General features: G+C 44.2%; 13 protein-coding genes. 9 read left to right on the plus strand and 4 right to left on the minus strand.

Annotated elements, in window-relative coordinates; translation table 11 throughout:
• Position 1: 1 nt before the first annotated feature.
• The 3 genes from flhB (at position 2) to ABXT60_RS03900 (ending at position 3,825) form a co-directional block, all read left to right on the plus strand.
• Positions 2-1,144: a flagellar biosynthesis protein FlhB gene (flhB, locus tag ABXT60_RS03890; RefSeq protein WP_443631450.1), complete on the plus strand. Its 1,143-nt coding sequence runs from the start codon at positions 2-4 to the stop codon at positions 1,142-1,144.
• Between the two features lie 186 nt (positions 1,145-1,330).
• Entirely contained in the window at positions 1,331-2,197 is an 867-nt protein-coding gene (locus ABXT60_RS03895) for a hypothetical protein (protein WP_443631451.1), read from the plus strand.
• 116 nt (positions 2,198-2,313) lie between these two features.
• Entirely contained in the window at positions 2,314-3,825 is a 1,512-nt protein-coding gene (locus ABXT60_RS03900) for a fumarate hydratase (RefSeq protein WP_443631452.1), read from the plus strand.
• Positions 3,826-3,834: 9 nt separating this feature from the next.
• Here the strand turns inward: ABXT60_RS03900 and nfsA are convergent, their stop codons facing one another.
• On the minus strand, positions 3,835-4,575 hold the full coding sequence (nfsA, locus tag ABXT60_RS03905; protein ID WP_443631453.1) for an oxygen-insensitive NADPH nitroreductase: 741 nt from the start codon (positions 4,573-4,575) through the stop codon (positions 3,835-3,837).
• A 96-nt stretch (positions 4,576-4,671) separates the two neighbouring features.
• Here nfsA and ABXT60_RS03910 point away from each other — a divergent pair, with 96 nt between their 5' ends.
• On the plus strand, positions 4,672-5,454 hold the full coding sequence (locus ABXT60_RS03910) for a DnaT-like ssDNA-binding domain-containing protein (protein ID WP_443631454.1): 783 nt from the start codon (positions 4,672-4,674) through the stop codon (positions 5,452-5,454).
• Positions 5,372-6,178 (plus strand): replication protein P, encoded by an 807-nt coding sequence (locus ABXT60_RS03915; protein WP_443631455.1) that lies wholly within the window; start codon positions 5,372-5,374, stop codon positions 6,176-6,178. Before ABXT60_RS03910 ends, ABXT60_RS03915 begins: the two co-directional genes overlap by 83 nt.
• 58 nt (positions 6,179-6,236) lie before the next feature.
• Here the strand turns inward: ABXT60_RS03915 and ABXT60_RS03920 are convergent, their stop codons facing one another.
• From ABXT60_RS03920 to ABXT60_RS03930, 3 genes are read right to left on the minus strand one after another with little or no spacing between them, the layout of a single operon-like run.
• The gene (locus tag ABXT60_RS03920) at positions 6,237-6,677 is read right to left on the minus strand and encodes a type IV pilus assembly protein FimV (RefSeq protein ID WP_443631456.1); all 441 of its coding nucleotides are present in this window, start codon (positions 6,675-6,677) and stop codon (positions 6,237-6,239) included.
• Positions 6,678-6,710: 33 nt separating this feature from the next.
• The gene (locus ABXT60_RS03925; RefSeq protein WP_443631457.1) at positions 6,711-7,868 is read right to left on the minus strand and encodes a hypothetical protein; all 1,158 of its coding nucleotides are present in this window, start codon (positions 7,866-7,868) and stop codon (positions 6,711-6,713) included.
• 18 nt (positions 7,869-7,886) lie between these two features.
• Positions 7,887-8,351 (minus strand): LPP20 family lipoprotein, encoded by a 465-nt coding sequence (locus tag ABXT60_RS03930; RefSeq protein ID WP_443631458.1) that lies wholly within the window; start codon positions 8,349-8,351, stop codon positions 7,887-7,889.
• Positions 8,352-8,583: 232 nt separating this feature from the next.
• On the opposite strand from ABXT60_RS03930, the gene flhA reads away from it, so the two are divergent.
• The 4 genes from flhA to ABXT60_RS03950 are packed head-to-tail and all read left to right on the plus strand — an operon-like array spanning position 8,584 to position 13,695.
• The gene (gene flhA / locus ABXT60_RS03935) at positions 8,584-10,689 is read left to right on the plus strand and encodes a flagellar biosynthesis protein FlhA (protein ID WP_443631459.1); all 2,106 of its coding nucleotides are present in this window, start codon (positions 8,584-8,586) and stop codon (positions 10,687-10,689) included.
• Positions 10,690-10,731: 42 nt separating this feature from the next.
• Positions 10,732-12,153: a flagellar biosynthesis protein FlhF gene (flhF, locus tag ABXT60_RS03940; RefSeq protein WP_443631460.1), complete on the plus strand. Its 1,422-nt coding sequence runs from the start codon at positions 10,732-10,734 to the stop codon at positions 12,151-12,153.
• Between the two features lies 1 nt (position 12,154).
• Positions 12,155-12,970, plus strand: coding sequence for a MinD/ParA family protein (locus ABXT60_RS03945; protein WP_443631461.1), 816 nt, complete (start codon positions 12,155-12,157; stop codon positions 12,968-12,970).
• Between the two features lie 17 nt (positions 12,971-12,987).
• A complete protein-coding gene (locus ABXT60_RS03950; RefSeq protein WP_443631462.1) occupies positions 12,988-13,695 on the plus strand; it encodes an RNA polymerase sigma factor FliA in 708 nt (235 codons plus the stop codon).
• Position 13,696 lies beyond the last annotated feature (1 nt).

Genomic DNA, 13,696 nt, shown 5'->3' on the forward strand with positions numbered 1-13,696 from the left:
CATGTCTGAAGACAGTTCCCAGGAAAAGACAGAACAACCTACGGCCAAAAAACTTGAGAAATCCCGCGAAGATGGTCAGGTACCGCGCTCAAAGGAGTTGTCCATGGCTATTATGATGGTGCTTGGCTCGGCCTTTCTGCTGATGACAGGGGGTACCATTGTGGCTGACATTTTGCTTATGCTGAAATCTTCTTTGACCATTGAACGAGAATTGTTGATGGACACCCAGTATTTACCCAGTGTGTTGTTATCTACCTTAGTGACAGGCATTTTATCGGTTATGCCTTTTTTGTTGCTCACCCTAGTATTGGCGCTCATCACCCCTGCACTGATCGGTGGTTGGCTTTTTTCTACCAAAGCACTTGGTTTTAAAGCTAATAAGCTCAACCCGCTGACAGGGCTAAAGCGTATGCTTGGCACCCAGGCCCTCATGGAACTAGTAAAGGCATTAGTTAAGTTTATTTTGGTAGCGGGAATAGGCTATCTAGTCGTTGTTTCGCAAATTGATCATCTCCTAGCCTTGGGCCAGATGCCTTTGGAGTTGGCAATGCAAGAAGGAGGAACGATATTACTATGGGCCTTTTTTTATATTTGTTTGTCGTTGATGATCATTGCTGCGATTGATGTGCCTTATCAGATATACAGTCATACTGAGAAATTAAAAATGTCGATGCAAGACATTAAAGATGAAATGAAAGAGATGGAAGGTCGTCCGGAAGTAAAGGCTCAGGTGCGCCAGCGACAGCGCGAAATGGCTATGGGTAGAATGTTAGATGAGGTTACCAACGCCGACGTGGTGATTACTAATCCACAGCATTTTTCCGTGGCCTTGGTGTATGACCAAACAGGTTCTGGCGCCCCCATTGTTTTAGCCAAGGGACAAGGTGAAATAGCGGCGCGTATACGCGAATTAGCACAAACAGAAAGTGTACAAATGTTACGTATGCCACTGTTAGCTAGGGCACTTTACTTTACTAGCGAAATTAATGAAGAGATCCCAGAGGGTTTGTTTGTTGCGGTGGCTCAAGTATTGGCATACGTCTATCAGCTTAATGTGGTCACTCCGGGCATCCCACAGCCACAACAGCCTAATCCAGAGGTGCCTGCCAACTTCCGCTATAACGAAGATGGTCAAACTGTTTAGCGTTACCACGCTTTGAAGTACATATATCGTGAGCAATTTAGATTATATGGTGGATTATCAAAAAATTCCTAATATTTTCACTTAATCTGCCGATAAATCTAAAGTAACAAAAACTATTAAGGTGAAGAGAAGAGCGCCAGCTTCTAATACCTGTGTAGACTTTAGATTGACCGAGATTTGAACCCTATGAGCGAACAAGATAAAGACAAAACGCAAGACAATGTTAAGGCCGAGCCGCCTGAGAATATTACTATAGCGCCTGGGGCAAGTGAGATTACTTCGCCTCAAGAGGACGCCTTAGAAACTAGTAGCAGTGAACCACCCATTAGTGGCAGCGATGCTATGCAAGAGTCTAACGCTATGGTTACGAAGGCTTTGTTAGCCAGTGTAACGACAATTAAGCAGGCAGCTGAGCAGAATGCTAAGGGGTTCAAAACTCAGAGATATATGGTTGGTTTTATCATTTCTTTGGGTTTTGTGGGCCTCTTGAGTGGTGTTGTGATGTTATACGTTTTACAAAGCGCCATAAAACAGGCTTCAGCAATAAGCATCGCAATGGGCTCTAGGTTGATGCAATTTGAAGTGCAAATGAATCGAGTTGACCAACTTAAAGGCCCGCTTGATGATTTGTTGATAGTTAGCCAGCAACAGGCTCAGGGCACAGACATGTTAATGCACTACCTGAAACAGGTTGGCACTGATGCGTTGCAAGCCGCGTCACAACAAGGCATAGAAAATAAGCTGATGTTGGGTAGTGTTAATGATAAAATTTTAACGAGTTTTGATGCCTTAAAAATTACCACCAAAGCCCAGCAGGGTGTGTTAACTCAGTTGAAAAAACGTATTGATGGTGTGCAATTACAAATGAATAAGGTGGAAAATCAAGACCTGGTGGGCAAAATGAAAGCCCTAATCGCCCTTGAACAAGAACGTTATTTCGAACTGGAAAAAGCTAAATTAGATCTAGAGACCGCTCAATTTGAGGCCAAGAAAAAATCAGAAGCCTCTCCAGTTGAAGGTAACTACATCACCTTTGGCGCAGAGCCCAAATAATATGTTTAGCCTACATCATTTTGGTGCAATAGCGGATTATGTGGTCTAAAAGCTGAGTTAAAGCAGATAAGGGGTTATAATGAGGTTAACTACTTAGGCCAAATTAGGACCCTACTATGAGTATCATTCGCCAACATGATTTGATTGATAGCGTGGCAGACGCTTTACAGTTTATTTCCTATTATCACCCACTAGACTTTATACACGCTGTTCATGAAGCTTACCTGCGGGAAGAATCTAAAGCGGCCAAGGACGCCATGGCGCAGATCTTAATTAATTCGCGATTGTGTGCAGAAGGTAAGCGCCCCTTATGCCAGGATACAGGTATTGTTACTGTGTTTGTAGAAGTAGGCATGGACGTGCAATGGGACGCAGAGCTGAGTTTAGAGGACATGATTAACGAAGGCGTAAGGCGTGCCTACTTGCACCCAGATAATAAATTGCGCGCCTCTATCCTGTCTGACCCTGCAGGCAGTCGAACCAATACCAAAGACAACACACCAGCGGTGATCCATACCTCTATTGTTAAGGGTGACCGAGTTGATATTCAGTTAGCTGCTAAAGGTGGTGGTTCAGAGAATAAAAGTAAAATGGTTATGTTAAACCCATCTGATAGCATTGTAGATTGGGTGTTAAAGACAGTGCCTACTATGGGAGCTGGCTGGTGTCCTCCTGGTATGTTGGGCATAGGCATAGGTGGCACCGCTGAAAAAGCGGCATTGCTGGCTAAAAAATCTTTAATGGGTTCTGTGGACATTCACGAGCTACAAGCACGTGGAGCAAGTAATACTGCTGAAAAGCTGCGCTTAGAGCTGTTTGAAGCAGTGAATAACCTAGGTATTGGTGCTCAGGGCCTGGGTGGCTTAACCACGGTGCTAGACATTAAGGTGATGGACTACCCTACCCACGCGGCCTCTTTACCTGTATGCATGATTCCGAACTGCGCTGCGACGCGCCATGCACATTTTATGCTGGATGGCAGTGGGCCAAGTTTGCAAACACCCCCAAGTTTAGATGATTATCCAGACATTGCATGGGATTCAGACGCAGGTACTAGAAAAGTTAATTTAGATACGGTGACACCAGCAGACGTATTGACTTGGCAGTCTGGGGAAACTTTATTGTTGTCGGGTAAAATGCTTACAGGGCGTGATGCTGCGCATAAAAAAATGGTAGACATGATGGCTAATGGTGAGCCATTACCTGTGGATCTAAAAGGCCGGTTTATTTATTACGTGGGTCCAGTTGACCCTGTGAGAGACGAAGCAGTAGGCCCTGCAGGGCCGACCACCGCTACCCGTATGGATAAATTTACCGACACTATGCTTGAAAAAACTGGATTGCTGGGCATGATTGGCAAGGCTGAGCGCGGACAAGACGCTATTGATGCCATTAAAACGCATAAAGCCGTTTACTTAATGGCTGTGGGAGGCGCTGCCTACCTAGTCTCCAAAGCCATTAAAAGTGCTGAAGTGATTGCTTTTGCAGAACTGGGGATGGAAGCCATCTATGAATTTGACGTTGAAGACATGCCCGTTACTGTAGCAGTGGATGCTGGAGGTACTTCGGTGCATCAAACGGGGCCAGCCCAATGGTACGATATTATCCAAGCTCGAAAAATCAATTAGTTTTAGCCACTAACGGGTGCTAAACCCCTGACTTTGCAGATAAGGCAGCATATGGGGTCGCGCCTCTTTAACGAGGGTTTTGATGATGTGCTGGCTAAAGCTTAGATGCAATTTTCCTTGGCTACGTTGATGGTAGTAATTGCTCACCTGGCTGTCGTAGCTTGGCAAATTAGATAAACCGTCGTTGGAATAACGGTCTTGATGTAACACCATAGATAAAGGCAGACGAGGTTTTTGGCCAGGATTTTGATCAGGGTACCCAAGACATAAGCCAAATATAGGAAACACATGTTGGGGCAAGTTTAATAATTTAGTCACTACTTCTGGCTGATTACGTAAGCCACCAATAAAAACTCCGCCTAGGCCAAGACTCTGGGCCGCAAGTAAAACATTTTGTGCAAATAACGCAGTATCTATACTGGCAATGAGGGTTTGTTCGGTAAATCCTGTGGGCATGTGTTGCTCTTGGCGTAGGCATATCTGCTGATTACGCTGTAAATCAGCACAAAAAACTAAAAATGTTGCGGCGCTTTCTACGTATGATTGACCTCCAGCAGCCAGTGCTAGGGCGGCACGTGTGTCTTTAGAATTAACTTGAATAACACTTGTGACTTGCACAAAACTGGAGCTAGCTGCAGCCTGACCTGCAGTAATACAGGTGTTAACTAGTTCTTGAGGGATGCTTTGGCTGGTGAATTTACGGATAGATTGATGATCCATCATCTGTTTTATAAGGCTTTTTTGAGTCATAGTCATTTATTAGTAATTGGCGAACATTGCAGATGTTAGCACAGGACTAGTTAGGGTAGAATGGGCTAACGCATTCGTTTAAAGTTGACCTCAGTTATGCCATTGTCGTCCCTAAATTTACCTATTGCCCCTCATCTAGCTCAGCGGTATGGCCTAGAACAAGCTTTGATGCTTGCTGTGGTAACAGAATTGGTAGGTGCTTGGAACGGCCAAGTGGTCGTTGAGGAACAGCGGCTTTATGGCCGGGCTCTTTGTTTGACAAGGCAGCATCAAGGTCAATTGTTATCCCAGCTGTCCTCTCTAGGGTTATTGCAAGTAGCCCCTGCAGGAAGTGGTATGGTGCGTATCGAACTACAACTTATGCCAGACTTCCCGTTGCCGGTGACTGAGGTTAATGATGAGGCAGACTTGCAGCCTGCACTCAATCCAGTGGCTAATACCAAGGCAACGATGGCTGGTTTTGGTGGCTGGCGACGAGATGTGGGCGAAGGTGATGAACTAAGCCGGCTCTTTGCCGCCAAGGAAGCTCAGCACCAACACTTGTGCCAGATGGATTTGGAATGGAAGCTTTCGGCAAATATTGTGAAAGTTTTAGCCCAACAACACCAGATAAGTGAAGCCTTTGCTCTTGGCATTAAAGATGAGTTTGTAGTTTATTATATGGACAAAGGCCGTCGAGAAACCCCAGGTGGCTGGGATCAAAAGTTTTTAAAATGGGTTAAAAAAGAACAGGTTCATCAGCAAACAGCTCAGGCCCGTGCCCAAAGACAAACCCAACAACAGACTAATTCATCCAATGAAGAAGCTAGATTCGCTGCTAAACAGCGCCGACGAAACATTACAGCAAACGTCCTCGACATCAATAATACCGACTGGTAAAACGGCTGTTGCTGCACACCCCCCCATTGACCAAAAAATAAAAACATTGGTTAACATGCTTTTCGCCCGATTTATGACTATTTATGGCCATAAGTTTAAAAGTGCCTTTGATGACGACAAAGAAATTATTATTGCAAAGCGAGAGTGGGCGTTAAGTTTGGCTGGTTACGAAGAAGATGTGCTGGTGTTAGCTATTGAACAAACCAAACGTCAGTATAGTTGGATGCCTTCAATTGCAGAATTTTTACAATTGATGGATCAGTGCCAGCAAAGCTTTGGTCTGGCTCCTGCTGAACAGGCATACGCAGAAGCGTGCCGCCATGCAACTGCACCCAGCCACCATCCATGGAGCCATGCAGCGGTTTACCACGCTGGCCGAGCAACCGGGTGGTTTGAACTAAAAAGTCTTCCGCGTCAGGCCACACAGGGACGATTTAACCAGCATTACAAGGTCTTATGCCAGCGGGTTTTAGCAGGAGAAAACTTAGATCAAGTGCAAACGGCAGGCTTACCGGCACCTAATAATGATGACTTATTTGCCTTAATAGATCAGTGGGCTAAACAGCTAGATATACTTCCGGAGCTTGCTCAAAGTGCTTTGTATTTTTTGCATTTACCGCACCAAAGCCCATTGCGGCAACAATTACATCTGCGCAGTAAAGCTGTTTACTTGGCGCTTAGTATCCCAAGTTCTATCGACGAATTACGCAGTCAGATTATATAAAGGCTTTTCTTGTCCTAGTGAGTTGGCTATGTGTACATTAAGATTCTTCTAAAATATGTTAAGGAAAACGGATCCACTGATTATCGTCAGAATGGCCATCCAATGAGCTATCTATATCACTGGTAAACAGCATTTGTCTAAAGTCGTCCACACTTGGAATAGCAATTATCTTATCGGCATAAATAAAATTAGCGTTGTTGCGGAAGAACGCTTTTGGATTATTGCTGACAATGAGCTGCTTCACTAAATCTAACCTTAAGTTAGTTCCACCGTAGGCTCGTTGAGCAATTTTATCTAATGAATCCCCCGTTTTGATGCGGTATTTAGACCCAGGCACTATGCCCTTATCAACTCTTTTTTTACTATCTACCTGTTGTTCCAAGTGCTTAAGGTCCCCAAGAAGTACCTTTAGCTGCGCTTGCAATTGCTCTTGGTTTGCGTAAATAGGGCTTCCCAAGAGACTAACAGCGAGCATGATGCACACCATACTATTCTTCATAATCTAACTCCGGTAACTTAGTTTTGTATGGCTTCAAAACACAATCAACTGGGCGGTTGTAGGGCCTATATTAGTGGGGCCTGCCATATGCTCTAGTATGGCGTTGTGAGGATGCACTTGTGTTACTCTGAACACCTGTGGCGCGCTTGTGGCATTGGGATTAAGAATCCCATTCTGGTAATTTTGAGGGAGTAATAGCAATTGTTGCCCTTGCTCTAAGCCCAATTTTTGGCCTTTGTTAATGCGCCATAGCGGTTGATCGACGATTTTAGTGAGTTTGATATAGCTAGCTTCACATTTTACATTTTGAACTAGGTTGCGCCATGTTTTTTGTACCCACATTGCCACATTTTTGCTGAGCTCTGGGGGGATAGGGTTACTAGATGTTGCAATGGACTGGCTGGCTGGAAGAGGCAACTGGTGCTGGTAATTTAGGTTTATATGAGGCGAATATGGGCTTGAAAAATTTGCTGTTATTAGTAATCTAGTGCTGTTTTGATTATCAAAAAAGCTGGATAGGGTGCCGAGTGGGTTGAGCTTTGGCGTATCGATAGTTTTTTCTAGCCATTGAGCACCAATAGCCAAATGGTAATCAGCCTGGTTATAGGCCTCTGAGGCGAGCCAAGCTGTTTGGTAAGCATTGAGTGCCGGATTAACTCGGTGAGTAGCGAAATTGTCTCTTTTTGCTAAATTAGAAAACTGTGCTTCAGCATCCAAAAGCACTTGATTAACGTCTACTTGATAATAATTGTTGTTGCCTGGTGGTGAGGCTAAATCTGTTGTCAGTATTTGAGTTAATTGTGGTAATGGGCAGTCTTTTTCATTATCGTCTAGGTTTAACGCTAGCTTAACTGTCGCAATACCCTGTTCTGTATTTTGCTCAAGTAGGTCCATGTGGTGAATTTTTAGGTCGGATTTAAGGCTTATGTTCTCAGTAAGCTGTCCCTCAGCGTTTACCATACTATGGCTGATGATTTGACCTTTACGCTGTGTCGCTGCTGTGCGCAGTGCATCAAGAATAGCCATCATTAAAGCGGTGTCATTATCTCCTTTAGTCACCAAAGCTTGACCAGAAACGACCAACGCAGTGCCCGTAGCTTGTTGGGCTGCACTAGGACTAGAGATCACTAGCCCTAGCAACGCTGTGCAAAAAAGTGTGTTGATACGCTTTATGGGGGCTAAATATTTCATTAACTTGTTATGTCAGCGTTATCTGGCGACTAAAAAAACGCGCCTAAGCTCAAGCATAGTGTCTTTTTCTAGTTCTAACTTAGTTTCATAACTGTCATCGCCTATAGGGTTTATGCTGACAACCTTAGCACCATAAACGACTCCTGCCACATGGGCTCGCATGGTGTCATTAGCAATGATCATGTCTTCTACGGTAGTCGATGCATTAATTTGCTGACCATAGACCTGCTCCGCAAGGCTGCGGTAGGCATCTAACTTTGATGCCCGAATAGCCATTAATCGTCGCTGGGCTGGGTTTTTACTTTTTTGAGTACTGATATTGGCATAGCCTGTGGAAATGATAACTTCCTTCTTATACATAGGGGTGTTTTCTACAGGTGCAGCAGGCTGATTTCCTGTCAAAGACATACTGCAACCTCCTATAGTGAAAGCAACAATCCCTATAATCCAAAGGCTGAGTTTATGGGTGGTTTTAACGGTCATGAATAAGTCCTCTTTTGCTATACATAGAGTATCGACCTCCTACGCAGGGACTTTAGCCGTTAAATTAAAATAAATACCTAATGTGAGTAAATATTGGCACCGTTATTGCTATTAAACGCTTAGGGTAATGTTTTAACTACCAGCGCCATTTATTAATGGGTACCAATAAAATATAAAAAACTATTAAAAACAGTAGGTTAGTTTTTTATTTTTCCTTAGAGCTTTAGTCCTTATGAATTTTTCACAAGCGTTAGCCTTGAAGAGTCAAATCAACGTCAAACATTTGACAGGCTTACTCATACCCCTTTTAATCCTGCTAATCATTTTAATGATGGTAGTGCCCCTACCAGCCTTCTTGTTGGACCTATTCTTCACTCTTAATATTGCCCTTGCACTGATCATCGTGATGATTTCTATAAACACCATGAGGCCGTTAGATTTCTCGTCTTTTCCTACGGTATTATTATTTGCCACTTTGTTGCGCTTAGCCCTTAATGTGGCATCTACCCGCATTGTTTTGGTAGAGGGCCATACCGGCACAGATGCTGCAGGACAGGTAATTCAGTCATTTGGTGATTTTGTAATTGGTGGTGATTATGTGGTGGGTATTATTGTATTCTCCATCCTCATGATCATTAACTTCCTTGTAGTGACAAAAGGTGCGGGCCGGGTATCAGAGGTGAGTGCGCGGTTTACCTTGGACGCTATGCCTGGAAAACAGATGGCCATCGATGCTGACCTAAATGCTGGCGTTTTAACCCAGGATGAGGCTCGTGAACGCCGTGCTGACGTTACGGCAGAAGCCGACTTTTATGGTTCTATGGACGGTGCTAGTAAATTTGTAAAAGGGGATGCGATCGCGGGTTTTCTTATCCTGTTGATTAATATTATCGGTGGTCTTGCTATTGGTATGGGCACCCATGGTTTAAGCTTTAATGAAGCTACCGAAACCTACGTATTATTGACTATTGGTGACGGTTTGGTCGCTCAAATACCCTCGTTATTACTGGCTACGGCAACAGCCATCATTGTTACGCGGGTGTCATCTACCACAGATATGTCAAGCCAGGTGGTGGGGCAGCTTGGCAGCCCTCAGGCTCTTATCGTAGTCACGGGTATTATGGCTTTGTTAGGAGTGATACCTGGCATGCCACATTTTGTATTTTTGCTATTAGCTGCAGCAACTGGCGGCCTTGCCTATGTTGCTGTGAAGCGTGCTAAGCAAAATGGCTTACCTGAAGAGATAGATTTAGTGCAGCAGAACCAAGAACAAGAATCAAAAGATCTGTCCTGGGAAGATATTCCACAGCTGGATATGATTGGCCTAGAAGTAGGCTATGCACTAATCCCTTTGGTTAATAAGAACCAAGGTGGTGTGTTGATGCAGAGAATAAAAGGCGTCCGCAAAAAACTTTCCCACGAACTTGGATTCTTGGTGCAGTCGGTCCATATTAGAGACAATTTAGATCTAGCACCTAACCAATATCAGATCAATATTAATGGTGTCACCCGTGGTCAAGGAGAGTTGATGATGGGCAGAGACTTGGCTATTAACCCAGGCACTACTCATGGGATCCTAGAAGGTATTCCAACGCAGGACCCAGCCTTTGGGCTTGATGCTATGTGGATTGATACCTCCCAAAGAGAATATGCCCAGTCGATGGGCTACACAGTAGTCGATGGCGCTACCGCACTAGCCACTCATTTAAATAAAGTATTACAAGAAAATGCCCACGATTTGTTGGGACATGATGAAGCCCAGCAGCTCATGGACCAATTGTCTCAAGCTGCACCTAAATTAGTTGAGGCCGTAGTTCCTAGTCAACTGTCTGTCGGTGTGGTGGCTAAAGTATTACAAAATCTACTGGCTGAAGGGGTGGCGGTAAGAGATATTCGCACAATTGTCGAAATACTGGCTGAGCAAGCACCTAGGAGTCAGGATCCTGACGTTTTGACCGCAGCTGTACGTCCTGCATTGGGCCGCATGATGATGCAAAAACTTACTACGGTAGGGGCTGACCTGTCAGTTATGACATTAGATGCAGGATTGGAACAACAATTGCATAACATATTACAGCAAAGTAAAGAACACGGGTTAGCCATGGAGCCCAACCTTGCTGAACAATTGTTAGGTAACCTGCAAGGCACTAGTGAACAGCTTGCTCAACAGGGTATTCCTCCAGTATTGGTGGTCTCTCCAGGCATTCGCCCTTGGCTTGCTAAGATGGTTAAAAACCGTATTCCAGGTTTAGTGATACTGGGTTACAACGAAATACCAGACGAACAAGGCATTCAAGTTGTGTCGACCATAGAACAGCAACCTCTAGTGGATGCTTAAGCACCCAGAGATTAAAACCAAAAGTATTAGGGTTTATTGAAGATGAAACTGAAGCGCGTTTTAGCCAAAGATACACGTACTGCACTTGCCATGATTAAGGCGAGTTTGGGCGACGATGCGGTTATTTTGTCGAACAATAAAATTGCTGGAGAAGTTGAAATAGTTGCAGCGATAGACTTTGACGAAAATCGTGAAAAAGCTAAAGCTAAAGCTAAAGCTAACTCTAAATCTGGCCCTATTTTTTCTGACCGGCTTAGTGCGAGCTTAAATCTTATTAAAGCTGACGAAAATAGGGCTAATCGTCCAATTGTGCCTTCTAATGCGACTTCTCAGGCGCATCAATTTAATGACCTTGGCAGCTCACGAAAACAAGCTGCTACTATTGGGCCAGCAAACACGACCGACCTAACCCTGGCAAATGACAATATGGCCCGAATGGAAAAGGAGCTTACTCTGCTGCGCTTATTGGTAGAGCAGCAAATGAAACAGAGCCAAAGTAACAGTCAAGTTAACACCTTTATTAGCGCTGCGGCCCTTAAGGTGGCTCGAAAACTTGAACTTATGGGTTTCGAAAAGCGCCTAATAGACACTGTTTTATTACAACTACCTGCTGACAATGGTGCCGATCAGTTGTGGGATAATACCCAACAATGGCTGCAAGATAAGTTAGCAATTAGCCCACAAGGTTTGGTTCACAAAGCTGGCATTTATGCTCTAGTTGGCCCTACAGGAGTTGGCAAGACGACAGCTATCGGTAAACTGGGCGCTCAACTCGCTATGAAATATGGTAAGCATAAGGTGGCGTTAATTTCTATGGATCAACAGCGTATTGGGGCCCGAGATCAATTACGGGTGTTTGGCACCATGCTGGGTATAGACGTGCATCACGTGGCTGGTTTTACTGAGTTAACCACAACTTTAAACCAAATGGCTCACAAAGATTATGTATTGGTGGATACTTCAGGAGGTAACCCCTTTGACTCACATATGCAGAACCTAGTTGACGGCTTGCTAGGTGTTCCTCATCAAATTAATACCTACCTCACCTTGGCTGCAAATAGTCAGTCCCATTCATTACATTACCTCATGAAACACTACTTTGGCCAAGTGAAAGGTGTTGTTGCGACTAAGTTAGATGAGTGTTTACCGTTAGGTGGTCTGTTATCAGCACTGATTGAGTCACAACAGCCACTAGCCATGATTACTGATGGCCAGCGTATTCCATTAGACTTGAGTTATCCTAGTGCTCAGCAGCTGGTTAAAAAAGCGCTAAAGGCCCAGTTAACCGAGGAGTCCAGCAGTATCGTAGCCTTGTCAAACTTGCTACACTCAGCGCCAGATAAACCTTTGGAGCCGACATATAAGTCTTCAAAGCAATATATAACCAGCCAAAATTCGAAAGCTGGCAGCTTACAAGTTACACCTGTTGCTGCCATGGGACTATCGTCCTACAGGAGTCACTAATATGAGTTCAATCGGGGTACAAGTTATTGCTGTAACCAGCGGTAAAGGGGGTGTTGGTAAAACTAACGCCTCAATTAATATTGCGGCTAGCTTAGCCAAGCAAGGCCATAAGGTCATGTTGATGGATGCAGACTTAGGTTTGGCAAATGTTGATGTTAACTTGGGGCTGCAATGTTCATTTAATATGGCTCACGTGATGAGTGGTGAAAAAACGCTAAGTGAAATTGTTTTAACTGGCCCTTTTGATATGCAAGTTGTGCCTGCGGCCTCGGGTATTTATGAAATGGCGGGGTTGCAAAATGAACAACTGCAACATCTAATTCAAGCATTCAGTGAATATAATGGAAAACTAGATTACCTTATTATAGATACCGCAGCTGGTATTTCTGACAATGTATTAGCTTTTTTAAATGCTGCTCATCAAGTGATTGTAATCGCTTGTGATGAGCCCTCCTCTATCACTGATGCTTATGCACTAATTAAGGTGATGAGCCAGCGCTATGGAGCGACTCGGTTTCACTTCCTTGCCAGTATGGTGAAAAATGAGAAAGAAGGTCGAGCCTTATATACCAAAATTGAACGGGTAGTTGACCATTACTTAGATGCAACCATACTATATTTGGGCACTACGGCACATGATGATCAGCTACGTATAGCCAACAAACAACAAAAGGCAGTTGTTCAAGCAGCTCCTATGGCAAAGTCATCTCGAGCCTATATGCAGATGGCTGCGATAATAGAGCGTTGGGAAGCTCCGACTGGCTTGAGTGGGCAGGTGGAGTTTTTTGTCGACCGACTATTGCAACATAAAGCTTAATTGGAAATGACTCCTTGATGCATGATTTGTCACTTTATCAATCCCTAGCACCTGGCTCTGCAACAGACCCACTAGTGCAACATATGCCCTTGGTGAAAAAGGTTGCATTGCACTTGAGCGCGCGTTTACCTGCCAGTGTTGATATAGATGACCTTATTCAAGTTGGCATGTTGGGCTTGTTGGAAGCACTGCAAAATTTTGATGCCACTAAGGGTGCTCAATTTACTACCTTTGCTAAGTTAAGGGTGCGTGGCGCTATGCTAGATGAAGTTCGGCGATTTAGTACCTTGCCGCGTTCTGTAATGACGAGTATCCGGGAAATTAACCAGGCGACCGCTGCATTAGAGCAAGCAATGGGGCGCACAGTTAAAGATACTGAGTTGGCCCATGCCATGGGTATGACCCTAGAAGATTTACAGCTGCAAAAAGGGCGAAACTATAACTATCAAACAGTGCAAATAGAAGACCTGCCTGAAGGTGAAGAAACGCCATTTTCGGCTTTAATACCTGCAAAAGAAGTGGATGAAGCTGCATTTCAAAAAGCTTTAACCATCGCTATTGGGGAGCTGCCAGAACGTGAGCAATTAATCTTTGCCCTATATTACGACGAAGAATTCAACCTAAAAGAGATTGCAGCAGTACTGGAAGTGTCTGAATCACGCATCAGCCAGATTCAAAGCGGCTCTGTTAAGAAACTCCGCAAAAAATTAGCAGATTGGATTTAAC

Origin of the sequence: Candidatus Njordibacter sp. Uisw_056, assembly GCF_047730085.1 — a bacterium.
GTDB lineage: Bacteria > Pseudomonadota > Gammaproteobacteria > Pseudomonadales > Balneatricaceae > Njordibacter.